The sequence below is a fragment of the Rhizobium sp. BT04 genome, from assembly GCF_030053135.1.
In the GTDB taxonomy this organism is placed as follows: Bacteria; Pseudomonadota; Alphaproteobacteria; order Rhizobiales; family Rhizobiaceae; genus Rhizobium; species Rhizobium binxianense.
In genome coordinates, this window is record NZ_CP125652.1 from 2,880,531 (window position 1) to 2,906,320 (window position 25,790).

Below are 25,790 nucleotides of genomic sequence, written 5' to 3' on the forward strand. Positions count from 1 at the left end.
CGGCGCATCACTGCGCAGCCAGCTCCATCACCTTGATCTGCGTTGCTTCATCGCGATTGAGGAAACCGGTCACGCGCCCCTCATGCATGACCATGATGCGGTCGCTCATCCCGAGAACCTCGGGCATTTCGGACGAGATCATGATGACTGCCACGCCGTGGCGCGCCATCTCCGTCACCAGCCGGTGGATTTCCGCCTTGGCGCCGACATCGATGCCGCGCGTCGGCTCATCGAGGATCAGGATCCGCGGATTGGTGAGCAGCCAGCGCCCGATCAGCACTTTCTGCTGATTGCCGCCTGAAAGGTTTTCCACCCGCTCGTAAAGATTGGGCGTTTTCACCCGCAACTTTTTTGCCATGTCTTCGCAGGTCGCTTCGATGGCGCCCTGCTGCACGAAACCGCCCTTGACATATCTGTCCTGCAGAACGGCGATCTGCATGTTCTCGAGAATATCGAGGATCAGCAGACAGCCGGTATCTTTGCGGTCCTCGGTCAGGAACGCCATCTGGTGACGGATAGCCTCGGTCGGCGACGAAATCGTCACCGGCTTGCCGTAGAGTTCGATCGAGCCGGAGCTTGCCGGCGTCACGCCGAACAGCGTTTCGGCGACATTCGATCGCCCGGAACCGACAAGGCCGGCCACACCGAGGATCTCGCCCGCCCGCACCTCGAAGGAGACGTTCTTGAAGACGCCGTTGAGGCAAAGATCCTTGACGGAGAGCAAGACCTCGCCGATCGGCACGTCCTCTTTGGGAAACATCTGGGTGATTTCGCGCCCGACCATCATGCGAATGATGTCGTCGCGGGTAACGTCGGTCGAAGCGTGCGTGCCGATATATCGGCCGTCACGGAAGACCGAAAACTCGTCGGCGATCTCGAAAAGCTCGTTCATCTTGTGGGTGATGTAGACGATGCCGATGCCCTGAGATCTGAGATCGCGGATGATGCGGAAGAGATGCTCGACCTCGCGCTCCGTCAGCGCCGAAGTCGGCTCGTCCATGATCAGCACGTCGGAATTATAGGAAACGGCCTTGGCAATCTCGACCATCTGCCGGTTGGCGACCGACAGGTACCGGACCTCGATATCGGGATCGATGTCGATATTGAGCCTGGTAAACAGCTCCTCGGTCATGCGGTGCATGGCGCCGTGATCGACGAAACCGAGGCGGTTCTTCGGTTCGCGGCGGATCCAGATATTTTCCGCGACCGTCATGAACGGCATCAGGTTCAGTTCCTGATGGATCATGGCAATCCCGTTCTCCAGCGCGTCGAGCGGAGATTTCAACCGGATCTCAACGCCCTTCAAGCGGATATCGCCCTTGTCGGGTATGTAAATGCCGGCAAGGATCTTCATCAATGTCGATTTGCCGGCGCCATTTTCGCCCATCAGCGCATGCACGGAGGCGCGCTTCAGCCGGAACTGCACGTCGTCGAGCGCGACGACGCCCGGAAATTCCTTGCGAACGCCCTCGGCGCTCAGCAGATATTCCGCATTCGGAACTGCGCCGCTCGCACGCACGGCGGCCATGGTTGTCGGGCTGACGGCCATATCATCTCCTCCGGATACGGACAGGCGGAAAGGATGCGGGCAGAACCCGCATCCTGGTGGCACTCGTCTCAGTTCTTGGTGACGAAGTCCTTGACGTTGGCAGGCGTGACGAGCTGGAAGGGAATATAAACCTTCTTGTCGATCTTTTCGCCCTTGGCGAGCTTGATCGCCGCATCGAGCGAGCCCTTGCCCTGGCCGGCGGCATCCTGGAAGACGGTGACGTCGAGATCGCCCGCCTGCATGGCGGCAAGCGCGTCCTGCGTGGCGTCGACACCGCCGATGACGACCTTGGTCATGTCCTTGCCGGCCGCCTTCAGCGCCTGGATGGCGCCGATCGCCATTTCGTCGTTGTTGGAGATGACAGCGTCGAATTCGATGCCGCTGGAGAGCCAGTTGGTCATCAGGTCGGCGCCCTGGGTGCGGTCCCAATTGGCCGTCTGCTCTTCGACGATCTCGATGCCCTTGCATTCATCGGTCTTGATCACGTCATGGACGTCCTGGGTGCGCGTGCGCGCAGCCTGGTTGGAGAGCTCGCCCATGATGACGACGGCCTTGCCCTTGCCGCCGAGAATGCGGCAGATTTCCTTGGTTTCCAGCGTGCCGGATTCCAGCTCGTTGGATGCGACGAAGGCCTGCTTGTCCGGCAGCGTGTCGACGTTGACAGGCTGGCGGTTGACGTAGACCAGCGGAATGCCGGCATCGGCGGCGAGCTTCGACATAGCCGTCGTCGCATCGGTATCGACAGGGTTGACGATGATTGCATCGACCTTGGAGGCGATGAAATTCTGGATCTGGCTCTGCTGCTTGGAAACGTCGTTCTGCGCGTCTTCGACCTGCAGCGTCACGCCGGAAAGCGTCTTTGCATAATCGGTCATGCCGTTGCGCAGAACGGTCAAGAAGTTGTCGTCGAACTTCGCCATCGAGACGCCGACGGTTTCCGCGTGAGCGGCCGTTGACATGACGAGCGCCATCGCAGTGCCCAGGATAAACTTTTTCATTTTCACTTCCTCCACAAAGCGGTGCCCGGCTGCACCCTCCTCACACCGGAGCTCCAGGCATTTGCCCTGAAGCCGCAATTTCCTCGCGCCGCCTCTCCCGCGGCGCTTCAGCAAAACGGAACAAACAAACCGTAAAATTTGTTCTTCGGAATATTCATTCCATTTTCTGGGAACGGCGTCAAGCCTCTTTAGTGGCGATGAGCGATGGATAAAGGTGCAATGCCGCGGACTTGGCGATCGGCGCCCGCGTTGCCCCTGTTGTGAAAGGCGAAGGCCGCATCCATCTATGGGAGGGCCGAAGAGAAGGCCGCGGCCGCAGGCATCTTCGATCTTACGACGCGGCCGGTCATTTAAAGATTTTGGAGACAGGACAAATGTCCATTTCGATCTATCGCCTCACCGTTCCGATGTTCCAGCGCGGCCTCGGAAGCCTGAAAACCTATCTCGACAAGGCCGAGACCTATGCGAAGGAAAAGAATATCGATCCTGCCATATTGGTCGCTGCACGCCTTGCGCCCGACATGCTGCCGCTCTCCGGCCAGTATCAGCGCGCCAGCGATAGCGCCAAATTCACGCTCGCCCGCCTGACCGCCACCGACGCCCCGAAGTTCGAGGACGATGAGAAGACCTTCGATGAGCTGCGCGAGCGCCTGGCAAAGACCGAAGCCTATCTCGCCACCTTCTCGGCGCAGGCGCTGGAAGGCGCGGAAAGCCGTGAGATCACCCTGCCGGGCAAGAGCGGTATCGTGCTGCCCGGTGCCGAATATGTCACCGCCTTCGCCCTGCCGAACTTCTATTTCCACGTCACCACCGCCCACGCCATCCTGCGCAACCAAGGTGCGCCGATCGGCAAGCGCGATTATCTCGGGTAAAAGGCGTCAGGGCCGGCGTGTCACCGGCCCTCTTTCCGTCAGCTCGGTATAGGCAAGCGTCTGGTCGAGATGCCGGGCCCTCAGCGACAGCAGCTTTTCGGCATATTCGAGCCGGATCGCTGCATAGGCCGGGTCGACCGCGACATTGTCGAGCTCCGTCGGATCGTCGCGGAGATTGAAGAGCAGCGGCGGCAGGGCGGCAAAGTGCACATATTTGAACCGCGCATCGCGGATCACCGCGAGATTGCATTCGCTCGATTTCAGCCCGAAATACCGCTCCGTTTCACCCTCGGCGATATCACGGAAATCGAATTCCCAGAAGGCTGCATCCCGCCAGTCCGGTCTGCTCCCGCCGTTGACGAACGGCATCAGCGACCGGCCGTCGAGCCCGTTTTTCGCGTCGATGCCGAGCCTTTCGCAGAGGGTCGGAAAAACATCCGCAGCGCTGGTGAAATCGTCGACGGCCCCGCCCCCAGCACCGCTTGCGGGATCGCGAATGACCAGCGGAATATGATAGCTGCCATCGAAGAAGCCGCCCTTGCCGAGCGTCCAGTGATCGCCCGCCATCTCGGCATGGTCGGAGGTGAAGACGATCAATGTATCGTCCCAGGCACCCGCATCCTTCAGGGCCTGCCAGATGCGGCCGAGCTGCGCATCGACCTCCGATATCATGCCGTAATAGATCGCCCTTATCGCGGCGAAATCCTCGGCGTTCCAGCCGCCGAGCGGCCCCGTCGCACCGTGGATGAAGTTGCCCTTGTCAACGCGCGGCATGGCAAAAGCGAGATAGGGATGACTGTCCTGTTCCACGGCCCGGTTTGCCGCACGCGCAAAAGCCGGCCCCTCGCCCGGCTTGAACATCCGGTTGAACGGCTCCGGCACGGAGAATGGCGGATGCGGGCGCAAGAAGGAGACATGCGCAAACCACGGCCGATCCTGCTCGCCCAACCAACGAATGAACTCGCCGGCCAGGAACGCCGTCTGGGTCTCGTCGCTGGAATAGGCCGGCGCGCCATCGGAAATTTCGCCGGCTTGCGCGCCGACGGGAATATGGATGTCGCGGCTGACGGCATGCCGATGGCCGCGGGACCTCAGCCAGGAGAGCCATTGTCTTTCATGTTCGGGCAGAAGCTGGCGGGCCGTAAAGCCCGGCAGCACGCCTTCATAACTCGTCAGATGCGGATCGTTGGCAGCCATGCCGCGCGGATCGGGCGCCGTGTCGGTGTAGCCGAACAGCGTCGGGTCATATCCCGCCCGCCGGGCGGCGAGCGCCAGATTGTCGAAGCGGGCATCGAGCGGCGAACCATTGCGGCAGACGCGGTGGTTCATCTGGTAAAGGCCGGTATAGAGTGTCGCCCGCGCCGGCGAGCAGGGTGCGGCCCCGGCATAATGCCGCCGGAAGAGCGTGCCTTCCCGTGCCAGCGCATCGACGGCAGGTGTTTTCACGCAAGGGTGGCCGACGGCCGACAGGCAATCGCCGCGCCATTGGTCCGCCGTGATCAGCAGAATGTTCGGCCGGCGGACCTTTTCAATGCGGGTTGGCTCAATGCTGGTTGGATTTTGCATGCCAGTTCCAGGCGGAGCGGATGATCTCGGACAGATCATACTGCGGCACCCAGCCGAGCACGTCGCGCGCCTTGTCGTTATTGGCGACCAGCGTATGCGAATCGCCTTCGCGACGGCCGATATATTCGACCGGGAAAGGCCGGTTCGACACGTCCTCGATCGCGCCGAGCAATTCCTTGACCGTCGTGCCGGTGCCGGTGCCGAGGTTGAGCGCGACAGAATCGCCGCCCTCCAGCAGGTATTCGACGGCGCGCACATGCGCATCGGCAAGATCCAGCACATGGATATAGTCGCGCACGCAGGTGCCGTCGCGCGTCTCGTAATCGCTGCCGAACACCTTGAAGCCCTGGCGGCGGCCGAGTGCCGCATCGATCGCCAGGGGTATCGCATGCGTCTCCGGCTGGTGCCATTCGCCGATCCGGCCTTCGAAATCGGCGCCGGCCGCATTGAAATAGCGCAGCACCACCGAGCGCAGGCTTCTGTACTGGTCGTAATCGGCAAGCGCCTGTTCGACGATATATTTCGTCCGCCCGTAGGGATTGATCGGCACCTGCCGGTGCGTCTCGTCGAGCGGCACGCTCTGCGGCAGGCCGTAGGTGGCGCAGGTCGAGGAGAAGACGAAGGCATTGACGCCGGCCGCCTGCGCCGCCGAAAGCAGCGTCAGCGTGCCGATCACATTGTTCTCGTAGAAGGACACCGGATCCTTGACCGATTCGCCGACCTCGATCAGCGCCGCGAAATGCAGGATCGCCGCCGGCTTGTGCTTGGCCAGCACCTCGTCCAGCCGGGCGCGATCGCGAATATCGCCTTCCTCGGCCGGGCCCCATTTGACGAATTCGCGATGGCCGTTCGAAAAATTATCGAAGACGACGGGCTTGTAGCCCTTGTTCGCCAGGTCGAGGCACGTATGCGAGCCGATATAGCCGGCGCCGCCGACCACAAGAACCGTTTCACCTGCCATACACCACCCTTATTATTAGCGAGAGATGAAAGAAACCTAGACGAGATACACGTCAATAAAAAGAAGGAATTGCGATAGGCGTGAATGGACAATAGGTCAAATGCCGAACCGCCCCGGTCGCATGCGATTTGTACCGGATCGGCGATCGGTGAATTATTCGCGTGATTTGCATAACCGCCCGTTTTAAGGGGCTTTGGCAGCAATCAGCCAGGAGCGCGCGAATGAGGAAGGCATTGGTCGTTTGGGGCGGCTGGCAAGGCCATGAGCCGGAGCAATGCGCTCATATCGTCGCCGATCTCCTGCGCCAGGACGGCTTCGCGGTAGACGTGACCGGCGATCTCGGCATATTCGGCTCTCCGACGCTTGGCAAAACCGATCTGCTGGTGCCTGTTATAACAGGCGAAACGCTCGAAAAACCTCATGCCGCCGCCCTGGTCGAGGCGGTGCGCGGCGGGCTGGGGCTTGCCGGCCATCACGGCGCGCTCGCCACCTCCTTCAAGGAAAGCGCCCCTTTCCGCTATGTCTCCGGCGTCACTTGGGTTGCTCATCCCGGCAACATCATCGACTTCCGCGTCGCCGTCACCCGCCAGGACGATCCGGTCATGCAGGGCATTCCCGATTTCGACTACCGTTCGGAGCAATATTATCTGCACTATGATCCCACCGTCGAAATCCTGGCGACCACCACCTTCACCGGCGCCTACGATCCGGCGGCCCGCAATGTCGTGATGCCGGTCGTCTTCAAGCGCCATTTCGGCGCCGGCCGCATCTTCTATTCCGCTCTCGGCCATGTCGCGGCCGAATTCGACCATCCCTACATGCCGCTCATCCTGCGGCGCGGCCTCAGCTGGGCCGCCCGTCAGTAGCAGTGGAGGGCGGGGGGAGCGGTCTTGCCGATCGCCGACCCGCGCCTAATCTCTCCGCATGCCGGATCGCTTCTCTTTCCTCCCCGCCACGGCCGACCGCCTGAATGATATAGAAGCAGTCTTCGACGATTGCTCCGGCGGCCGGAATTGTCGCTGCGCCTACTGGTATCTTCCGAATGCCGAATACAAGGCCGGATGGGGCGAGGGAAATCGCAGCTGGTTTCGAAGCCTCGTCGTCGGGCCGCGCCCGCCGGGCATTCTCGGCTATCACCAGAACGAGCCGGGCGGATGGTGCGGTGTCGCGCCGCGCGCCGTCTTCGACCGGCTGCGCCGCTCAAAACCCTTCGCGCCGGTCGACGACAGGCCGGTTTGGTCGATCAATTGCTTCATCGTCCGCAAGCCGTTCCGGCGGCAGGGCCTGGCGCGATCGTTGTTGAAACACGCCGTCGAATTCGCAAGCGCGAACGGGGCCGAATGCCTCGAAGCCTACCCCGTCGACCAGGCAGCCCGTGCTTCGAACGGAGCCGAGCTCTATCCGGGAGCGCTCTCGATGTTTCTGGATGCCGGTTTCGTCGAGGTGGCAAGACGCCTGCCGGCAAGGCCGATCGTCCGCCTGGAATGCCGCTGAGTATTTCGGCAACCCAAGGATTGATAAATACAGGCTAGCGAGCCGCCTTGATCTGCCGATCGCTCTCGACGGCGGGGGCCTCGTCATAGACCCGCATCAGCCGCCCGGCTGCCTTCAGCTTCTCGATAAGATCGTTTCCATCGGGCGAGGCCTTGGTCAGCTCCAGCTGCTCAAACTCCCTTAGCGCCTGCGCCCAATGGTTCTCCCCGCGCCCGTCCGGCCTGCCTTCCGATTCCCACAGTGAATAAGCGCGCTGGCTGACCCAGGCGTCTTTATTACGACTCATAATCAACCCCAGCGAGAAATTTCGGAAAGAATATTCGATGGGAACAAGGTGCCAAAACCGGCTTTAGGAGTCGTTACGAGGCAGCGTTAGTTTTTAGCTAATACCGCAGCGCCGGGGGATTGTCCCCGGCACACATTTCTGGACCTTGGCCACGTGCCGGCTCCAGGATAGGGTCATCCGCAGAAACGACAGCGATGACCGATGGTAGCCAAGACAACCCTCAATGCGAAGAATCTCGAATCCCTCGGTGCGCAGCGGCTTGCCGAACTGCTGATCGAAATCAGCACAGGCAGCGCCGCCCACAAACGACGGCTTCGAATGGAGCTTGCCGGCAATCACGGCAGTGCGGAAGTGGCGCGCGAGGTGCGCAAGCGCCTTGCCAGCATCGCGCGGGCACGCACCGTCATCGAATGGCATAAGGTGAAGGCGGTCAACGCGGATCTCGAAACGCAGCGGTCAGCGATCGTCACCGTCGTGGCGGCCGACGATCCGAAGGAAGCGTTCGATCTCATCTGGCAATTCCTTGCCGTCGCCGATTCGATATGCCGGCGATCCAACAGCAGCGACAGCGCCTTCATCGAGACGTTCCACCAGGCATGCGCCGATGCCGGCGTCATCGCCAGCTCCGCGGGGATCGGTATCGATGTCCTTGCCGACAGGGTCTTCACGGCGCTGCAGGATAACGACCACGGCCAATATGATCCGCTGATCGCCGAGATGGTTCCAGCGCTGGGCAAGGACGGCCTGGAACGTTTGAAGAGTCTCCTGGTGCAATGGTCGAACGAACCGGAGGAGAAGCCTGCCGACGCCGACCGAGAGATTCTCGGCTGGGGCGGCGACGGGCCGATCTACAGGGACGAGCTCTACGCCAATCAGCGGCAACTGACGGCGCGCATCGCTCTGCAGGAAATTGCCGATGCCCAGAATGATGTCGATGCCTTCATCGCCCAGCAGCCGGAACCAACGTTAAGGGCGCCGATGGTCGCAGCGGAGATTGCCGACCGTTTGCTCCTGGCTGGACGCGCCGAGGAAGCATTGGAGATTTTGGACGCCGCCGATCGCAGGGGGTGGTTCGAACTGCCGTTTGAATGGCAGTCCGCCCGCGTCAAAGCACTCGACGCCCTGGGACGAGCCGAGGAAGCGCAGGCCTATCAATGGCAATGCTTCGAGCAGGCGCTGAATGGCGAGCACCTTCGCGCTTTCCTGCGAAGGCTCGCCGACTTCGACGATATCGAGGCAGAGGAGAAGGCATTCGCCTTCGCGCACGGCTTTCCGGATGTTCATCGAGCCCTTGGCTTTTTCCTGACGTGGCCCGCACCCGCCGAGGCAGCGAAACTCATATCCAACCGCCAGGCGGAACTGGACGGCGAGCTGTACGAGCTGATGACACCGGCCGCCGAGATGCTGCAGGAGAAACACCCGCTCGCGGCAACCCTGCTGCTGCGGGCGATGATCGGCTTCGCCCTCGATTACGGCCGATCCAGCCGTTACAGGCATGCCGCACGCCATCTGGCGGAATGCGCGTCGCTGGCACCTCATATCGACGATTTCGGCAGCGCCCGGCCCCACGACGCCTATGTGGTGGAGCTGAAGCGCCAACATGGGAATAAGCATGGCTTCTGGAGCCTGCTGCGTTGAGCCGAATGCCCGATCTTACGAGCGAAACGGACATCGCCATGAAGAATCGTCACTCCGCTCGAAACCATTGAGCGCATTATCTCCGCTACCTCCGCCACCTGAATGAATTGACCACAGCTCTCAACACATGATAGATATTAATAAGTATCTACCAGGGGAGTCCGTCACGATGAGCGCGACCGCCAAGCTATTCACGCATGGGCGCAGCCAGGCCGTGCGCCTGCCAAAAGAGTTCCGCTTCGAAGGCAAGGAGGTTCGGGTCAGCCGGGTCGGCAATCGAGTCATCCTCGAACCGCTCGACGCTGACAATGCCATGCCTTGGGCAGCAATCGACAAGCTGGGCGACACGCCTTTCATGCCCGAAGGTCGTGAGCAACCATCGATGCCAGCCGACCGCGCCGTGTTCGACTGATGATCCATCTTGATACCAATGTCGCAGTCGCGCTCTTGAACGGACGGCCACGTCAAGTTCGCGAGCGCTTCGATGAGGCGCGAAATGCAGGAACCCCGCTCGGCCTGTCAATCATCGTCTATCATGAACTGATGTATGGTGCCGCAGCCAGCGAGCGCCGACACGCGAACGAGGAGAAGATCGCCCTGTTCATCGCTTCGGGCGGGATTTCTCTGATCGATTTCAACGAGGGCGACGCACAAGAAGCAGCGGATATTCGTGCCCATCTCCGGAGACAGGGCACTCCGATCGGGCCGTATGATGTGCTGATCGCCGCCCACGCGCGCCGAGCCGGCACCGTGCTGGTGACAGCCAATACAGGCGAGTTTGCCCGTGTGCCTGGCCTGCAAGTGCTGGACTGGGCAGCAGCCTCGTAGCTGCCGGCACTAATGGACTGAAGCTTGTTGAGAGAAATCAGCAGTCGCGGGGAAACTTTACGGCCCAAGGTCCAAGTGGCGGAGAGGGTGGGATTTGAACCCACGATACCCTTGCAGGTATGCCGCATTTCGAGTGCGGTGCATTCGACCACTCTGCCACCTCTCCGCGGTCTTGGTCGGCGCTTGTTCGGCGCGGGCGTTCTCATAACGAGCATATGACAGGTTGGCAAGCCGAAAAGTCGAAGCATTCCATCCTTTTGCCTTGACAGTTTTTTGTCGCTCGCGTATCTCGGCTGCGCAATAGGTTTGGAGAAATCCGTGCCTTGTTTGTCCTGCGCTTGCGTGGGGCGCTTCACCGGCAGGAAGAGTTCGAGGGTAGCCCTCTGAAATCCCTGCTTAACTTCGACTGATAAAAAGACGGCCACCTTGCTCAAGCGGCGAGGAGAGCTGGAACGAACATGAAAGGATAAAAAATGTTCGCAGTCATCAAGACCGGCGGTAAACAGTACCGTGTGGCAGCCAACGACGTGCTGACCATCGAAAAGCTGGAAGCCACCGCTGGCGATTCCATTGAATTCACCGAAGTGCTCGTGATCGGCGAAGGCGCCGACGCTGCGATCGGTGCGCCCTTCGTTACCGGCGCCTCTGTCAAGGCAGAAGTCGTCGAACAGAACCGCGGCAAGAAGGTCATCGCCTTCAAGAAGCGCCGCCGTCAGAATTCGAAGCGTTCGCGCGGCCATCGTCAGCATCACACGGTCGTCCGTATCACGGACATCGTGGCTGCCAAGTAAGATCAACGGGTTTCAGGTTTAAAGGAGAACTCCAATGGCACACAAAAAAGCTGGCGGTTCCTCGCGCAACGGTCGCGATTCCGAATCCAAGCGCCTTGGCGTGAAGAAGTTCGGCGGCGAAGCCGTCATCGCAGGCAACATCCTCGTGCGTCAGCGCGGGACGCAGTGGCATCCGGGTTCCAACGTCGGCCTCGGCAAGGATCACACGATTTTTGCGCTTACCGCCGGCAATGTGAACTACCGAACGAAGGCCAACGGTCGCGTCTACGTGTCTGTCATGCCGAAAGCGGAAGCAGCGGAATAAGCCGGTAGCGCTCAAAAACAGCCGGCGTCTCATCGACCCGGCTGGCCGTATCAGGTTCAGTCCAGAAAACAGGGGAGATGGGACGCCATCTCCCCTTTTTCTTTGTCCAAACAGGAGGACTGAACATGCAAGGCGAATTGTTAAGGGTAGACCAATCACGGTCTCCCCGGGAAGACCGGGTGTCTTCCGAAGAACGGCTGAGGCCGGAACGGTTAAGGACCGATTGCCCTGTCTTATTATCGGAAAGGCTCGTCATGCGCGCGCCCCACGAAGAAGACATCGACGCCCTTGCCCATCTCGCCAACAACGCCAAAGTCGCCACCATGGTATCGCGTATGCCGCACCCCTATACCGCCGATGATGCTGCTGACTTCGTGCGTCGCACGAAAAATGGCGAGATTGGCAAATGCGTCTATGCGATCACCAAGGCCGAAAACGGCGCCTTTATCGGCTGCTGCGGTGTCGAGCCGCATGCCGACGGCAGGACCGTCGAAATCGGTTACTGGCTGGGCGAACCCTATTGGAACAAGGGCTATACGACCGAGGCCTGCCATGCCCTGGTCGATATGGTGTTCAGAACCCGCCAGGACGTCGATCAGATCGACGCCCGCTGCCGGGTGATGAACGTCGCCTCGCGGCGCGTTATCCAGAAGTGCGGCTTCCAGTTCCAGGGTTCGGGGCTCGCCGCCTCACTGGCGCTCGGCAGCAACGTGCCTGTGGAATGGTACAGGCTCGACCGCAAGACCTGGATGTCGCTCCGAAGCTGGGGGAACATCGCATGAGCACGACCGCGCTGCAAAGGCCGGAGGTCACGCCGATGATGCCAGGCCCCGCGCCTGTCATCTCGACCGCCCGGCTGACGCTCCGTCCCCACCGGCTGAGCGATGCGCCTGCGATCGCGGAATCGCTCTCCGATTTCGCGGTCACGCGCATGCTGTCCCGCGTGCCCGCGCCGTTCGACCGGCAGGATGCGCTGGACTGGCTGATCCCGGTCACCTCCGGCACCTTGCCGGACTGGCCGCTGGCGATCACCGGCAAGGACGATGTCCATATCGGTAATGTCTCGATCGAGCTGCGCCACGGCCGCTGGCACCTCGGCTACTGGCTGAACCGCTACTACTGGCGGCGCGGCTATATGAGCGAGGCGGTGGCGGCGATCATCGAGCGCTTCTCGCGCCGCATGCCGGAGACGCCGGTTCATTCCGGCGTCTTCGCCGACAATCCGGCCTCACTGCGGCTGCAGGAGAAGCTCGGTTTCCGCATGACGGGCTGCGGCGAAATCTATTGTTTCGCCCGCAACACCATGGTGTCGCACATCGAAACCGTGCTGCAGCCGGGCATGTTGCCGCCGCGCAAGGTGGCCTGATCGAAAAAAGGGAGGCGCCGCCACAGCGGCGTCTCCGTCAATCGCCGATCTCGACCCAGAGAGGGAAATGATCGGAGCCCTCGGATTGCGTATCGATCCGGGCGGATTTCAACCGGCCCTCGAGGCCGCAACTGACGAAGCAATAATCGAGATGCATGCGTTTGCTGTGATCTTCGGGATCCATCCAGCTGTAGCTTCCCGGCCGATAGGCCGAAAGCGCCGCAAAGGCGTCGATCGGCGTGCCGATCCGGGCGACACGGCCGTAATATCCGCCGCCGGCACCGGCAAGCGCGCAATATTCCGGCGATTCCGGCTCCATGTTGAAATCGCCCATGATGACGTAATCCTCCGGCAGCGGCGGCTCCGGCAGATCGAATTCGCCACCGCCCGTCAGCGAACCGCCCTCCTGGACGAAGGCATTGATCTCAGCGTTCAGGAATTGCAGCTGGCGGATGCGCTCGTCGGCCGAGACATGGTCGAGATGGACGGAATAGACGCGGATCGCGCCGCCGGGTGTTGTGATGACCGCCTCGGTTGCGCCGCGCTGCAGGTTGATCTTGCCGATCGTCCGGCTGCGCGGCAGAAGCAGCGTTCGGGTCGAGATGACAGGCCAGCGCGACAGCACCATGTTGCCGAATTGGAAGCGGGTGCCCGGCGGCGGCTGAGGCCTGCCTTCAGCTGCCTCGACATGCATGTCGCAGGCCGGCCCATACACCCAGAAATAGTCGGGAAAAAAGGCTGCAACATCGGCCACTATGTCGGCAAAACCGTTGCGCGAGAAGCCGCGGGTCACCTCCTGTAGCGCGATGACATCGGCGCCCTCAAGGCTGCGGGCAATGCGCGCCAGATCGTATCTGCCGTCGAGACCGAAGCCGTACTGTATGTTATAGCTCGCAAAATTCACGATAATCTTTGACCTCCGTCGGAACCGCCTATATCGAATGGGCCAAGACGGGCCGTCCAACTGCCACCGGATACTGGAAGTAAAATGAAATTTCTCGACGAAGCAAAGGTCTATATCCGATCCGGAGACGGCGGCGGGGGCAGCGTCTCCTTCCGGCGCGAGAAATTCATCGAGTTCGGCGGCCCCGACGGCGGTGATGGCGGACGCGGCGGCGATGTCTGGGTCGAGACCGTCAACGGTCTCAATACGCTGATCGATTTCCGCTACCAGCAGCATTTCAAGGCGACGACCGGCACTCACGGCATGGGCCGGAACCGTACCGGCGCCAACGGCAGCGACGTGACGCTCAAGGTCCCCGTCGGCACCCAGATCTTCGAGGAAGACCGGGAAACGCTGATCTGTGATCTCACCGTCGAAGGCCAGCGTTACTGCCTCGCCCATGGCGGCAATGGCGGTTTCGGCAACGCCCATTTCAAGACCTCGACCAATCAGGCGCCGGATTGGGCCAATCCCGGCCTGCCCGGCGAGGAAAAAACCCTCTGGCTGCGGCTGAAGCTGATTGCCGATGCCGGCCTCGTCGGCCTGCCCAATGCCGGCAAGTCGACCTTCCTCGCGTCAGTCACCCGCGCCCGGCCGAAGATCGCCAACTACCCCTTCACCACGCTGCATCCCAATCTCGGCGTCGCCACCATCGACGAGCGGGAATTCATCCTAGCCGACATTCCGGGCCTGATCGAAGGCGCCCATGAGGGTGTCGGCATCGGCGACCGTTTCCTCGGCCATGTCGAGCGCACCCGCGTGCTGCTCCACCTCGTCTCCGCCCAGGAGGAAAAGGTCGGCAAGGCCTATAAGACGGTCAAACACGAGCTCGAAGCCTATGGCAACGATCTGACGGATAAGCCCGAGATCGTGGCGCTGTCGCAGATCGACGTGCTCGACGAGGCCGAACTGAAGAAGAAGACCAAGGAATTGGCCAAGGCCTGCGGCAAGACGCCGTTCCAGATTTCGGCCGTCACCGGCAAGGGCATGACCGAGGTCCTGCGCGCGCTGCGCGACATCATCGTCGAGGAAAATACCGAGGAAAAGCCGGCCAGGGTGCCGAAGCTCAGGCATCGCGACATGGTCGTCACCGATGAGGGCGAGGACGAGGCCGATGACCAGCCGTAAGCCGCTTGGCCGCTACCGCCGCATCGTCATCAAGATCGGCTCTGCGCTTCTGGTCGACCGCAAGGCCGGGCTGAAGAAGGCCTGGCTCGACGCCATGTGCGCCGATATCTCCGGCCTGAAGGCCAAGGGCATTGATGTGCTCGTCGTTTCCTCCGGCGCCATCGCGCTCGGCCGCTCGGTGCTCGACCTGCCCTCGGGCGCACTGAAGCTGGAGGAAAGCCAGGCGGCGGCGGCCGTTGGCCAGATCGCGCTGGCGCGCGCCTGGTCGGAAAGCCTGTCGCGCGACGAGATCGTTGCCGGCCAGATCCTGCTGACGCTGGGCGATACCGAAGAGCGTCGCCGCTATCTCAATGCGCGGGCCACCATCAATCAGCTGTTGAAGATCGGCGCCGTGCCGATCATCAACGAAAACGATACGGTCGCCACCAGCGAAATCCGCTATGGCGACAACGACCGCCTGGCCGCCCGCGTCGCGACGATGACCGGCGCCGACCTGCTCATCCTTCTTTCCGACATCGACGGCCTCTATACCGCCCCGCCGCATCTCGATCCGAACGCAGCCTTCCTGGAGACGATTTCCGCAATCACGCCGGAGATCGAGGCAATGGCCGGGGGTGCGGCTTCCGAGCTCTCGCGCGGCGGCATGCGCACCAAGATCGATGCCGGAAAGATCGCCACGACATCGGGCTGCGCCATGATCATCGCCTCCGGCAAGACCGACAGCCCGCTGTCGGCGATCGAAAACGGCGCCCGTTCCTCGTGGTTCGCCCCTTCGGGGACCCCTGTCACGGCTCGCAAGACCTGGATCGCCGGACAGCTGCAGCCAGCCGGTGAACTGCATGTCGATGACGGCGCCGTCACCGCTCTCGGCGCCGGCAAGAGCCTGCTTCCGGCCGGCGTGCGCAGCGTTTCCGGCCTCTTCAGCCGCGGCGACACCGTCGCGATCATCGGCCCTGAAGGTCGCGAGATCGCCCGTGGCCTTGTCAGCTACGACGCCGACGACGCCCGCCGGATTGCCGGCCGCAAGTCGGCCGAGATCGAGGCCATCCTCGGTTATGCCGGGCGCGCCGCTATGGTCCATCGCGACGACATGGTGATGACCGCGCCGATCGGTTCCAAATCGGAAAGGCAGAAGAAGGACGCGAGCTATGCTTGATACCGTTGCGCCAGGCCCTGACATTGACGTGCTGATGAACGACATCGGCCGCAAGGCGAGGGCTGCCGCACGACCGCTGAGCTTTGCGTCCACCGAGGTCAAGAACAGCGCGCTGAATGCGATGGCCGATGCGATCCTGGCGAACAAGGCTGAGATTCTTGCCGAAAACGCCAAGGACCTGAGGGACATCGAAGGCACCGAGATGCTCGCCTCCTTTGTCGACCGGCTGACGCTGAACGACAAGCGCATCGCCGAAATGGCCGAGGGAATCCGCGCCATCGCCGCCCTTGCCGATCCGGTCGGCGAAGTCATTGCCGCCTGGGACCGGCCGAACGGCCTGAAAATCGAGCGCGTCCGCACGCCGCTCGGCGTCATCGGCGTCATCTTCGAAAGCCGGCCGAACGTCACCGCCGATGCCGGCGCCCTCTGCCTCAAGGCGGGCAATGCCGTCATTTTGCGCTGCGGGTCGGATTCGCGCCATTCATCGCAGGCTATCCATGCCTGCCTGGTCGAGGGCCTGAAAGCGGCAGGGCTTCCAGAGCATGCTATCCAGCTCGTCCCGGTCACCGACCGCGCCGCCGTCGGCGCCATGCTGCGCGGCCTGGACGGGGCGATCGACGTCATCGTGCCGCGCGGCGGCAAGAGCCTGGTCGCCCGCGTGCAGAGCGAGGCCCGCGTGCCGGTTTTTGCCCATCTCGAAGGCCTTTGCCACATCTATGTCGATGCCTCCGCCGATATCGAGATGGCAAAGCAGATCGTCGTCAATGCCAAGATGCGCCGTACCGGCATCTGCGGCGCGGTTGAAACCCTGCTCGTCGACGGTGCCGCGATCGGCACGCATCTGACGCCGCTGCTCGAGATTCTCACGGAGGCCGGCTGCGAGATCCGCGGCTCCGCAACCGTTCTGAAGGTCGCGCCCGGCATGAAGCCGGCGACCGAGGAGGACTGGTCGATCGAATATCTCGACGCGATCATTTCCGTTGCCGTCGTCGACGGCATATCGGGCGCGATCGCCCATATCCAGACCTATTCCTCGAACCACACCGAGGCTGTCATCGCCGAGGACCCTGACGTCGTTGCGCGGTTCTTCACCGAGGTCGATTCGGCGATCCTGCTGCACAATGCCTCGACGCAGTTTGCCGATGGCGGCGAGTTCGGCATGGGTGCGGAAATCGGCATTGCCACCGGCAAGATGCATGCCCGCGGCCCGGTCGGCGTCGAACAGCTCACCTCTTTCAAATATCGGGTGCACGGCGCCGGACAGACGCGACCCTGACGTGGCGATTGGGCCTGACGTGGTGATTGAGAATGTGGACCGGCACTATCTCCGCATGCCGCACAGCGAGCGCGGCATGGTCGTCGGTCTGTTCGGCGGTTCGTTCAACCCGCCGCATCAGGGCCACGCGCTCGTCGCCGAGATCGCCCTCAAACGGCTCGGCCTCGATCAGCTCTGGTGGATGGTCACCCCCGGCAATCCGCTGAAGAGCCGCAACCAGCTCGCTCCGCTTGCCGAGCGCATTGCCGAAAGCGAGCGCATTGCCCCCGATCCCCGCGTCAAGGTCACCGCCTTCGAACAGACGCTCGGCGTCAGCTATACCGCCAACACGCTTGCCCGCGTCAAGGCGCGCAATCCGCATGTGCATTTCATCTGGATCATGGGCGCGGACAGCCTGCAGACCTTTCACAAATGGCAGAAATGGCAGGAAATTGCCCGCACCTTCCCGATCGCCGTGATCGACCGGCCGGGTGCGACGCTCTCCTTTCTCTCCTCGAAGATGACGAGGACCTTCGATTTCGCCCGTGTCGACGAGGATGACGCGCGTGTGCTCTGGAAGAAACCCGCGCCGGCCTGGACCTTCATCCACGGACCGCGCTCCGGCCTGAGCTCGACGGCAATCCGCAACGGCTCTGCGCCGGGCAGCTCCGAATAGGTCGGTTTTTAGGGAAATCCCAGAAACGAGAAAGCCCGACGGGGGAGGAGATCCGTCGGGCTTATGAACTCGATCGACAACTGGGAGGAGGAGTGTTGTCGATCCTACCGAACGGCTATGGGAGGAGGAGATGCCGTTTCGATGAGTCTGTTGTATCATATTCCGCAAGAAGGTGAATATCGATTGGTGCATTGCAGCAATGCACTGAGTGCAAATCTCCGGAGAGATTTGGCTTCGCCGTTGCCGCTTTTATTAGCAACAATTAAAGGAAGCATCCTCTGCCGCCGGGAGTCCCTGCGGTTCGCAGACTGTCTCCGAGTATTTTCGCCCTACCGATCTCGATTTCGGCGGGAGCCATGCACCTGCCGAATGCGTGAACATTGCGCCGCTGCGAACACGGATCCGGGATCTGGTTATATTTTCCTGGATATATCCCTAGCCAAGCCGCACCGCTCGTTATATTCGTCGCAATATTTCGAATCCCTGGGGAGTGAACATGCAAAACCGTCGCCAATGGATGAAACTGGCAATTGCCGCGATGGCGGCCCTCTGGCTTGGCACAGCAGCGCTTCCGGCGCCGGCCACTGCGGCCGAAAAGCTCACCGTCTTTGCGGCGGCGAGCCTCAAGGATGCGCTCGATGCCGCCAATGCCGCCTGGACTGGGGAAAGCGGTAAGGAAGCCGTCGCCTCCTATGCGGCGAGCGGGGCACTGGCCAAGCAGATCGAAAATGCGGCGCCCGCCGATATCTTCATCTCGGCCGACCGCGACTGGATGGATTACGTCGCCAAGAAGAACCTGATTAAGGCCGACACCCGTTCGGACCTGCTTGGAAACCGGATCGTGCTCGTTGCCGAAAAGGACAAGGCCAAGCCCGTCGAGATCAAGCAGGATTTCGATCTCGCTGCTTTGCTCGGTGACGGAAGGCTTGCCATGGGTGAACCGAAATCGGTTCCGGCCGGCAAATACGGCATGGCTGCGCTGGAAAAGCTCGGCGTCTGGAAATCGGTCGAATCCAAGGTTGCCGGCGCCGAAAGCGTCCGTGCTGCCCTTGCCCTCGTCTCCCGCGGCGAAGCGCCTTATGGCATCGTCTACCAGACGGATGCCGCGGCCGATAAGGGTGTCGCCGTCGTCGGCACCTTCCCGGCCGATTCCCACCCGCCGATCATCTATCCGATCGCCATCCTGGCTTCGAGCAGGAACCCGGATGCCGCAGCCTATCTCGACTTCCTGAAATCCGATAAGGCCGCCGCTTTCTTCACCGCGCAGGGCTTCACCATCCTCAAGTGATCGAGGGGCGAAATGATGGCGGAATCAACGACCGCAGCGCTGACAAAGTCGGCCAATTATTCTTTCGTCACACTCGGGCTTGTGTCCTAAGCATCCGCATCGATAGATAGCAGATATCAGGCATAGGGCTGATGGGTGTCCGCTTCGTGCCGATGGTTGCCCCTCACCCTAACCCTCTCCCCGTAAACGGGGCGAGGAGACGTGCCCTGCGAGACGTTGGCGAGGGACGGAGAGGTTGCGGCTATTCCCCTTCGCCCCGCGCGCGGGGTCCGAAGGACGGGCCGAGACACATGGCTCGACCCCGGTCGGTACCGGCAGGCGGATGAGGGGCAGGCATCGGGTGACACCGGATTTTCCAGGGAGACGGCTGCATTTGGATATCTTCGGCCTGAGCAACGAGGAATGGACGGCGATCTTGCTCAGCCTGCGCGTCTCGATCGTCGCCATGCTGGCGAGCCTGCCCTTCGGCATCCTCGTCGCCCTACTGCTTGCCCGCGGCCGCTTCTGGGGCAAATCGGTGCTGAACGGCATCGTTCATCTGCCGCTGATCCTACCCCCCGTCGTCACCGGTTTCCTTCTCCTCATCCTGTTCGGCCGTCGCGGTCCGGTCGGCAGCCTGCTCGACCAGTATTTCGGCATCGTTCTCTCCTTCCGCTGGACGGGTGCGGCTCTGGCCTGCGCCGTCATGGCCTTTCCGCTGATGGTACGCAGCATCCGCCTGTCGATCGAGGCGGTCGACCGCAAGCTGGAGGAGGCGGCTGGAACGCTCGGCGCCGGTCCCACCTCGGTCTTTTTGACCATCACGCTGCCGCTGATCTTGCCCGGCATCATCACCGGCATGATCCTTTCCTTCGCCAAGGCGATGGGTGAATTCGGTGCGACGATCACCTTCGTCTCCAACATCCCGGGAGAAACCCAGACGCTGTCGGCAGCGATCTACACCTTCACCCAGGTGCCGGGCGGGGATGCCGGCGCGCTGCGCCTGACGCTCGTCGCCGTCGCCATCTCGATGGCAGCCCTGCTCGCCTCCGAATTCCTCGCCCGCCTCGCCGGTCAAAGGATCGATCCGGAATGACGCTGATCGTCGAGGCAAAACAGCGGCTCGGCGCCTTTTCGCTCGATGCCGCCTTCACCTCCGAGCGTGGCGTCACCGCGCTGTTCGGCCGCTCCGGCTCCGGCAAGACCTCGCTGATCCGCATCATCGCCGGCCTCGCCCGTCCGGACGATGGCCGCGTTGTCCTTGACGGCGAGCCCCTGACTGAAACCGCAGCCGGTATTTTCGTCCCGAAACATCGCCGCCGCTTCGGTTATGTCTTCCAGGAGGCCCGGCTTTTCCCGCACCTCAGCGTTCGCGCCAATCTCTCCTATGGCCGCTGGTTCGCGGCGAGAGCGGCAGGCGGTGAAAGCTTCGATCGCATCGTCGACCTGCTCGGCATCGAGCCGCTGCTGGAGCGCAGCCCCGCAAAACTTTCCGGCGGCGAGAAGCAGCGCGTCGCCATCGGCCGCGCCCTTCTCTCCACGCCCCGCCTGCTGTTGATGGACGAGCCGCTCGCCGCCCTCGACGAGGCGCGCAAGGCCGAGATCCTGCCTTATCTCGAGCGATTGCGCGACGAGACTGACATTCCGATCGTCTATGTCAGCCATTCGATCGCCGAGGTGGCGCGGCTGGCAAACCAGGTGGTCGTCATGCGCGACGGCAAAGTGGAAGCGACCGGTCCTGCCGTCGACATATTGAGCCGCCCCTCTGCGGCATCCGACCGGAAGGAGACCGGCGCGCTGTTGGAAGGCACGGTCGAAAGCTTCGACGCGCTTCATCGCCTGTCGACCGTCGCGCTGAAATCCTGCCAGCTGCATATTCCGGGTGCGGCCCTTGCACCCGGCAAATCGGTCCGCATCCACATTCCCTCCCGCGATGTCATGCTGGCGACGACAAGACCCGAAGGGCTGAGCGCACTGAATATCCTGGAAGCAAGGATAGAGCAGATATCGCCGACGGAGGACGGAACGGTGGAAATCCGGCTCGATTGCGGTGGCGATATCATTCTTTCCCGCATCACCATGCTCTCCTGCGAGCGTCTTGATCTTCGACCGGGAAGGGCAGTGTTCGCCGTCATCAAGACGGTTGCCCTGGAGGCCTGATCAGCCGCGCTCGCCCTGCTCCAGGTTGCGCTTGCCCTCGAGCCAGGCGAGGTCTTCGGCAAGGCTCGTACGCATCGTCTTTTCCATCCGGCGGAAACGCTCGAGCAATTCCTCGCCGAACGGCGTCAACGCCGCGCCACCGCCCTTTTGCCCGCCGCGCTGCGATTCCACCACGTGTTCGCAGAACATCCGGTTCATCTCGCTGACCAGCAGCCATGCCCGCCGATAGGACATGTCCATCGCCCGCCCCGCCGCCGAGATCGATCCGGTCGCGCGGATATGTTCCAGCAGTTCCATCTTGCCGTGGCCAAGCCGATCCTCGTCCGGGAAGCTGATTCGCAGGACGGGCACGAGGGTTTTTGCGGCTGAGTCGGTCATTGAATCCGGAGATCGTGGAATTTGCTGCACTTTACGCTGCGGCACGGAAACTGTACACCGCCCGCAATAAGCGGCCCGAGTGGCAATATTCTTCAATTCGGGCGTCGGATCGGATTTTCAGCCGTTCTGTATCTTAGCACGTCTTGAAACATTAATGGTTTGATGCCTATCTTAACCATGATCCGGTCTCGATCGGATCTCGTGTTGTGCATGGTTTGTCATTCCAGGAAAGGGAAAAAACTGACAACAGTACACGCCAAGGGAAAAACGCTCGCCGTTATCCCGAAGAGTGCGGAACGTGGCGCCGATGCCGCTGCCCGCGCCCTAGAAACCGTCCTCGCCAGCCTCGAGGACTCCAAAGCTGAAGATATCGTCACCATCGACATTGCCGGAAAATCGGCGCTGGGAGACTACATGATCGTCGTCTCCGGCCGCTCGAACAGGCATGTCATGGCGATCTCGGATCATCTGCTCACCGACCTTAAGGATGACGGCCTCGGCACGGCCCGCGTCGAAGGCCAGGAAGGCGGCGATTGGGTCCTGATCGACACCGGTGACATTATCGTGCACGTGTTCCGTCCCGAAATCCGCGAGTTCTACAACATCGAAAAGATGTGGGCGGCTCCGGATATGGATGAAGAAACACGGCACTGACAGGCAGCCGGCATTTGTCCGGCGCCTGAGATGTGGCATTGGCTGGCCGGACAAGTTTAGAAGCCGGCTGGTGGCGCCTTATGCGCCCGATGTGCCGCATCAGCGGGGAGCGGAAGAATGCGAGTTGGTCTTTTTGCGGTGGGACGGCTGAAGTCCGGCCCCGAAAAGGACCTTGCGGCCCGTTATTTCGACCGTTTCGCCAAGGCCGGCCCTGCCGTCGGCCTTGAATTTACCCGTATTGCCGAAGTTGCCGAAAGCCGTGCCTCCAATGCGGACACCCGCAAACGCGAGGAAGCCGCACTGCTGTTGAAATCGCTTGCCGATGGCAGCATCCTCATTCTTCTCGACGAACGCGGCAAGGCGCTCGACAGCGAAGCCTTCGCGGGCCTGCTTGGCTCCTATCGGGACCAGGGCAAACGCGAACTGACCATCGCCATCGGCGGCGCCGACGGCCTCGATCCTTCCCTCTATGACCGTGCCGACGCCACGCTGTGCCTGGGCAAGATGACCTGGCCGCATCAGCTCGTGCGCACGCTGATCGCCGAACAGCTATATCGCGCCGTCACCATCCTGTCCGGCCACCCCTATCACCGCGTCTGAATGCGTCGCAATGTCACGCAGCCGTGTTTGCCTCGCCGCCCGTTCTGCGCCGAACGTTCTGGCAAAGCGTGCCAAATCAGCTTAGGCTCCGCGCGATTTGAGAAAGTGCCCGAACACGCATGACGACAACAGCAACCAGGCGACACCGCATGATCCTGCCGGCGATCGCCGCCAGTGTCGGTGTGGCGGTGATTGCCGTGTCGGCAAATCCCTTCATCGTTCGAGCACAGGATGCCGCACCCGAGGCAGCACAATCTGCACCGCCGCCGACCGCCGAGCCGGCGCCAGCCGATCCGGCCGCCGAACTGGCCGCCAAACGCGACCAGACCCGCGCCGAACTCGAAACCCTGTCGAAAACCATCAACCTCTCCGGCGACAAGGTGAGCGCGCTTCAACAGAGCATCGCCGATCTGGAAAAGAGCACGCAAAGCATTCGCCAGGCGCTGATCGAGTCGGCTGCCCGCCGCAAGACGCTCGACAGGCAGATCCTCGAAAGCGAGAAGAAGCTAGCCGATCTCGGCGTCAAGCAGGATGGCATCCGCCGCTCGCTGCACGAACGCCGCGGCCTTCTGGCCGAGGTGCTGGCAGCACTCCAGCGCATGGGACGCAACCCGCCGCCCGCTTTGCTCGTCACCCCGGATGACGCGCTTGCCTCGGTGCGCAGCGCCATCCTGCTCGGTGCCGTCGTGCCCGGCATCCGCAAGGAGACCGACAAGCTTGCCGCCGACCTTGCAAGCCTCGCCGCATTGCAGACCGCGAGTGCTGCCGAGAAGGCCGGCCTGACCGCGACGATGACGGACGGTATCGAGGAAGAGCGGCGCATGGATCTGCTGCTGGCCGAAAACGACAAGCTCAGTCGCAGCAATGCCGCTGAACTCGCGGCCGAGAAAAAGCGTTCCGAGGAGCTGGCCGGCAAGGCAACCAGCCTTGAGGGCCTCGTCGCCTCGATGGAATCCGAGATCGCTTCGGTGCGGGACGCCGCCGCGGCCGCCCGCCAGGCAGAGGAAAACCGCAAGCTGATGACGGACGAGCAGCGCGCCCAGGCCAAGGCGTTGGCCGACAGCGGCGTGCCCGATAAAAACCGCATTGCGCCCGCATATCCCTTCGGAGAATTGAAGGCGAAATTGGAGGTGCCCGTTGCGGGCGATATCCTGCGCCAGTTCGGCGATGCCGACGGCACCGGGCACGAGGCCATGGGCATGACGGTCGCCACCAATCCGGAGACGGTGGTAACGGCGCCTGCCGATGGCCTGGTGGTTTTCGCCGGCGCATTCCGCAGTTATGGCCAGATGATCATCCTCGACACCGGCGACGGATACCACCTGGTTCTCTCGGGAATGGATACGATCAATACCCGCCAGGGAAAATTCGTTTTCTCCGGCGAGCCGCTCGCCGTGATGGGCGCGAAAAGAGTGGCAAGCGCAACTGCATTGGCGCTGGAAACGGACCGGCCAACGCTTTACATTGAATTTCGAAAGGACGGTAAACCGGTCGATTCCCGGCCGTGGTGGACCGCCAAAGACACTGGAAAGGCACGCAATGATTCGTAGGGCTTCTCTTGTTCTGGTCGGCGCATTGATGGGTGCGACCGCCATGAGCGTTATTTACTCGGCAGGTGTGCCGGCAGAAGCGGCCGGATCCTCGACCTATAAGGAGCTTTCGGTTTTCGGCGATGTCTTCGAGCGTGTGCGCGCGCAATACGTGACGCCGCCGGCCGAAGACAAACTGATCGAGAACGCCATCAACGGCATGCTCTCCTCGCTCGATCCGCATTCGAGCTACATGAATGCGAAGGACGCCGAGGACATGCGCACCCAGACCAAGGGTGAGTTCGGCGGCCTCGGCATCGAGGTTACGATGGAAGACGAACTCGTCAAGGTCATCACCCCGATCGACGATACGCCCGCCGCCAAGGCCGGCGTTCTCGCTGGCGACTATATCTCGGAGATCGACGGCCAGTCCGTACGCGGCTTGAAGCTGGAAGACGCCGTCGAGAAGATGCGCGGCGCCGTCAACACGCCGATCAAGCTGACGCTGATCCGCAAGGGTGCCGACAAGCCGATTGAGCTGACGATCGTCCGTGACGTTGTTGCCGTCCAGGCCGTCAAATCGCGTGTCGAGGACGATGTCGGCTACCTCCGCATCATCTCCTTCACCGAGAAGACCTATCCCGACATGGAAAAGGCGATCAAGAAGATCAAGGACACCGTTCCGGCCGACAAGCTGAAGGGTTATGTCCTCGACCTGCGACTCAATCCGGGCGGTCTGCTCGACCAGGCGATCAACGTCTCCGATGCCCTGCTGCAGCGCGGCGAAGTGGTTTCGACCCGCGGCCGCAATCCCGATGAAACCCGCCGCTTCAATGCCGGCCCGGGCGATCTGACGGATGGCAAGCCGGTTATCGTGCTGATCAACGGCGGTTCGGCTTCCGCATCGGAAATCGTCGCCGGCGCTCTTCAGGATCTGCGCCGTGCCACCGTTCTCGGCACGCGCTCCTTCGGCAAGGGTTCCGTCCAGACGATTATCCCGCTCGGCGAAAATGGCGCGTTGCGCCTGACCACGGCGCTCTACTACACGCCATCCGGCCGCTCGATCCAGGGCACCGGCATCACCCCCGACATCAAGGTCGAGGAGCCGCTGCCGCAGGAACTGCAGGGCAAGATGGTGACCGAAGGCGAATCCAGCCTGCGCGGCCATATCAAGGGCCAGAGCGAGACCGACGAAGGGTCGGGCTCCGTTGCCTATGTCCCGCCGGACCCGAAGGACGACGTTCAGCTGAACTACGCGCTCGATCTTCTGCGCGGCAAGAAGACCGATCCGGCCTTCCCGCCGAACCCCGACAAGGCCGTCGTGGCCAAATAATTCATCCCCTCAAGGCCGGGCACATCGCCCGGCCTTGACCCTTTCTGCTGTTTCCCGA

General features: G+C 62.0%; 28 protein-coding genes and 1 tRNA gene. 21 read left to right on the top strand and 8 right to left on the bottom strand.

What is annotated here, in order from left to right; all coding sequences use genetic code 11:
* Positions 1–7 precede the first annotated feature (7 nt).
* Together QMO82_RS22425 and QMO82_RS22430 are read right to left on the bottom strand one after the other, a co-directional pair.
* On the bottom strand, positions 8–1,549 hold the full coding sequence (locus QMO82_RS22425; protein WP_283196549.1) for a sugar ABC transporter ATP-binding protein: 1,542 nt from the start codon (positions 1,547–1,549) through the stop codon (positions 8–10).
* 68 nt (positions 1,550–1,617) lie between these two features.
* Positions 1,618–2,547 carry a sugar ABC transporter substrate-binding protein gene (locus tag QMO82_RS22430; RefSeq protein ID WP_183608488.1) on the bottom strand — a complete coding sequence of 310 codons (930 nt, stop codon included), beginning with the start codon at positions 2,545–2,547 and terminating at the stop codon, positions 1,618–1,620.
* A gap of 374 nt (positions 2,548–2,921) precedes the next feature.
* Between QMO82_RS22430 and QMO82_RS22435 the strand changes: the two genes are divergently transcribed.
* Entirely contained in the window at positions 2,922–3,419 is a 498-nt protein-coding gene (locus tag QMO82_RS22435; RefSeq protein WP_183608487.1) for a DUF1993 family protein, read from the top strand.
* Positions 3,420–3,425: 6 nt separating this feature from the next.
* Here the strand turns inward: QMO82_RS22435 and QMO82_RS22440 are convergent, their stop codons facing one another.
* Together QMO82_RS22440 and galE are read right to left on the bottom strand one after the other, a co-directional pair.
* A complete protein-coding gene (locus QMO82_RS22440) occupies positions 3,426–4,985 on the bottom strand; it encodes an alkaline phosphatase family protein (RefSeq protein WP_183608486.1) in 1,560 nt (519 codons plus the stop codon).
* Positions 4,963–5,946, bottom strand: a complete 984-nt coding sequence (gene galE / locus QMO82_RS22445) for a UDP-glucose 4-epimerase GalE (RefSeq protein ID WP_183608485.1) — start codon at positions 5,944–5,946, stop codon at positions 4,963–4,965. The genes QMO82_RS22440 and galE overlap by 23 nt, the downstream gene beginning before the upstream one ends.
* A 221-nt stretch (positions 5,947–6,167) precedes the next feature.
* Between galE and QMO82_RS22450 the strand changes: the two genes are divergently transcribed.
* A complete protein-coding gene (locus QMO82_RS22450; protein WP_183608484.1) occupies positions 6,168–6,812 on the top strand; it encodes a ThuA domain-containing protein in 645 nt (214 codons plus the stop codon).
* Between the two features lie 58 nt (positions 6,813–6,870).
* Positions 6,871–7,440: an N-acetyltransferase gene (locus QMO82_RS22455; RefSeq protein ID WP_183608483.1), complete on the top strand. Its 570-nt coding sequence runs from the start codon at positions 6,871–6,873 to the stop codon at positions 7,438–7,440.
* A 34-nt stretch (positions 7,441–7,474) separates the two neighbouring features.
* Here QMO82_RS22455 and QMO82_RS22460 read toward each other — a convergent pair whose 3' ends face one another.
* Positions 7,475–7,726 carry a DUF2934 domain-containing protein gene (locus tag QMO82_RS22460; RefSeq protein WP_183608482.1) on the bottom strand — a complete coding sequence of 84 codons (252 nt, stop codon included), beginning with the start codon at positions 7,724–7,726 and terminating at the stop codon, positions 7,475–7,477.
* Positions 7,727–7,927: 201 nt separating this feature from the next.
* Between QMO82_RS22460 and QMO82_RS22465 the strand changes: the two genes are divergently transcribed.
* From QMO82_RS22465 to QMO82_RS22475, 3 genes are all read left to right on the top strand, one after another.
* Positions 7,928–9,364, top strand: a complete 1,437-nt coding sequence (locus tag QMO82_RS22465; protein ID WP_183608481.1) for a DUF6880 family protein — start codon at positions 7,928–7,930, stop codon at positions 9,362–9,364.
* Between the two features lie 169 nt (positions 9,365–9,533).
* Complete coding sequence (locus QMO82_RS22470) at positions 9,534–9,776, top strand: antitoxin (RefSeq protein WP_183608480.1); 243 nt, start codon at positions 9,534–9,536, stop codon at positions 9,774–9,776.
* On the top strand, positions 9,776–10,192 hold the full coding sequence (locus QMO82_RS22475; RefSeq protein ID WP_183608479.1) for a type II toxin-antitoxin system VapC family toxin: 417 nt from the start codon (positions 9,776–9,778) through the stop codon (positions 10,190–10,192). Before QMO82_RS22470 ends, QMO82_RS22475 begins: the two co-directional genes overlap by 1 nt.
* Positions 10,193–10,268: 76 nt before the next feature.
* Here QMO82_RS22475 and QMO82_RS22480 read toward each other — a convergent pair.
* Positions 10,269–10,358, bottom strand: a tRNA-Ser gene (locus QMO82_RS22480).
* A 307-nt stretch (positions 10,359–10,665) separates the two neighbouring features.
* Here QMO82_RS22480 and rplU point away from each other — a divergent pair.
* The 4 genes from rplU (at position 10,666) to QMO82_RS22500 (ending at position 12,653) form a co-directional block, all read left to right on the top strand.
* The gene (gene rplU, locus QMO82_RS22485; protein WP_003543907.1) at positions 10,666–10,983 is read left to right on the top strand and encodes a 50S ribosomal protein L21; all 318 of its coding nucleotides are present in this window, start codon (positions 10,666–10,668) and stop codon (positions 10,981–10,983) included.
* Between the two features lie 34 nt (positions 10,984–11,017).
* A complete protein-coding gene (gene rpmA, locus QMO82_RS22490) occupies positions 11,018–11,287 on the top strand; it encodes a 50S ribosomal protein L27 (RefSeq protein ID WP_003567620.1) in 270 nt (89 codons plus the stop codon).
* A gap of 125 nt (positions 11,288–11,412) precedes the next feature.
* Positions 11,413–12,069 (top strand): GNAT family N-acetyltransferase, encoded by a 657-nt coding sequence (locus tag QMO82_RS22495; protein WP_183608478.1) that lies wholly within the window; start codon positions 11,413–11,415, stop codon positions 12,067–12,069.
* Positions 12,066–12,653, top strand: coding sequence for a GNAT family N-acetyltransferase (locus tag QMO82_RS22500; RefSeq protein ID WP_183608477.1), 588 nt, complete (start codon positions 12,066–12,068; stop codon positions 12,651–12,653). The genes QMO82_RS22495 and QMO82_RS22500 overlap by 4 nt, the downstream gene beginning before the upstream one ends.
* Positions 12,654–12,690: 37 nt before the next feature.
* Here the strand turns inward: QMO82_RS22500 and QMO82_RS22505 are convergent, their stop codons facing one another.
* Entirely contained in the window at positions 12,691–13,557 is an 867-nt protein-coding gene (locus tag QMO82_RS22505; RefSeq protein WP_283196550.1) for an endonuclease/exonuclease/phosphatase family protein, read from the bottom strand.
* An 84-nt stretch (positions 13,558–13,641) separates the two neighbouring features.
* Between QMO82_RS22505 and obgE the strand changes: the two genes are divergently transcribed.
* The 7 genes from obgE (at position 13,642) to modC (ending at position 21,238) form a co-directional block, all read left to right on the top strand.
* Positions 13,642–14,724, top strand: coding sequence for a GTPase ObgE (gene obgE / locus QMO82_RS22510; RefSeq protein ID WP_183608475.1), 1,083 nt, complete (start codon positions 13,642–13,644; stop codon positions 14,722–14,724).
* On the top strand, positions 14,711–15,880 hold the full coding sequence (gene proB, locus QMO82_RS22515; protein ID WP_183608474.1) for a glutamate 5-kinase: 1,170 nt from the start codon (positions 14,711–14,713) through the stop codon (positions 15,878–15,880). Before obgE ends, proB begins: the two co-directional genes overlap by 14 nt.
* Positions 15,873–17,156 carry a glutamate-5-semialdehyde dehydrogenase gene (locus tag QMO82_RS22520; RefSeq protein ID WP_183608473.1) on the top strand — a complete coding sequence of 428 codons (1,284 nt, stop codon included), beginning with the start codon at positions 15,873–15,875 and terminating at the stop codon, positions 17,154–17,156. Before proB ends, QMO82_RS22520 begins: the two co-directional genes overlap by 8 nt.
* A 55-nt stretch (positions 17,157–17,211) precedes the next feature.
* A complete protein-coding gene (locus QMO82_RS22525; RefSeq protein WP_210305817.1) occupies positions 17,212–17,811 on the top strand; it encodes a nicotinate-nucleotide adenylyltransferase in 600 nt (199 codons plus the stop codon).
* Positions 17,812–18,307: 496 nt separating this feature from the next.
* Positions 18,308–19,099: a molybdate ABC transporter substrate-binding protein gene (modA, locus tag QMO82_RS22530; protein ID WP_183608471.1), complete on the top strand. Its 792-nt coding sequence runs from the start codon at positions 18,308–18,310 to the stop codon at positions 19,097–19,099.
* Between the two features lie 373 nt (positions 19,100–19,472).
* On the top strand, positions 19,473–20,174 hold the full coding sequence (modB, locus tag QMO82_RS22535; protein ID WP_183608470.1) for a molybdate ABC transporter permease subunit: 702 nt from the start codon (positions 19,473–19,475) through the stop codon (positions 20,172–20,174).
* Positions 20,171–21,238 (top strand): molybdenum ABC transporter ATP-binding protein, encoded by a 1,068-nt coding sequence (modC, locus tag QMO82_RS22540; RefSeq protein WP_183608469.1) that lies wholly within the window; start codon positions 20,171–20,173, stop codon positions 21,236–21,238. Before modB ends, modC begins: the two co-directional genes overlap by 4 nt.
* On the opposite strand, the gene QMO82_RS22545 is transcribed toward modC, so the two are convergent.
* Positions 21,239–21,616, bottom strand: a complete 378-nt coding sequence (locus QMO82_RS22545; protein ID WP_183608736.1) for a winged helix-turn-helix domain-containing protein — start codon at positions 21,614–21,616, stop codon at positions 21,239–21,241.
* A gap of 210 nt (positions 21,617–21,826) precedes the next feature.
* Here QMO82_RS22545 and rsfS point away from each other — a divergent pair, with 210 nt between their 5' ends.
* The 4 genes from rsfS (at position 21,827) to QMO82_RS22565 (ending at position 25,732) form a co-directional block, all read left to right on the top strand.
* Positions 21,827–22,270, top strand: coding sequence for a ribosome silencing factor (gene rsfS, locus QMO82_RS22550; RefSeq protein WP_010069136.1), 444 nt, complete (start codon positions 21,827–21,829; stop codon positions 22,268–22,270).
* 117 nt (positions 22,271–22,387) lie between these two features.
* Positions 22,388–22,870: a 23S rRNA (pseudouridine(1915)-N(3))-methyltransferase RlmH gene (gene rlmH / locus QMO82_RS22555; RefSeq protein ID WP_183608468.1), complete on the top strand. Its 483-nt coding sequence runs from the start codon at positions 22,388–22,390 to the stop codon at positions 22,868–22,870.
* Positions 22,871–23,019: 149 nt separating this feature from the next.
* Complete coding sequence (locus QMO82_RS22560) at positions 23,020–24,420, top strand: murein hydrolase activator EnvC (protein ID WP_183608735.1); 1,401 nt, start codon at positions 23,020–23,022, stop codon at positions 24,418–24,420.
* Positions 24,410–25,732: a S41 family peptidase gene (locus QMO82_RS22565; RefSeq protein WP_017995549.1), complete on the top strand. Its 1,323-nt coding sequence runs from the start codon at positions 24,410–24,412 to the stop codon at positions 25,730–25,732. The genes QMO82_RS22560 and QMO82_RS22565 overlap by 11 nt, the downstream gene beginning before the upstream one ends.
* The last annotated feature ends 58 nt before the right edge of the window (positions 25,733–25,790 follow it).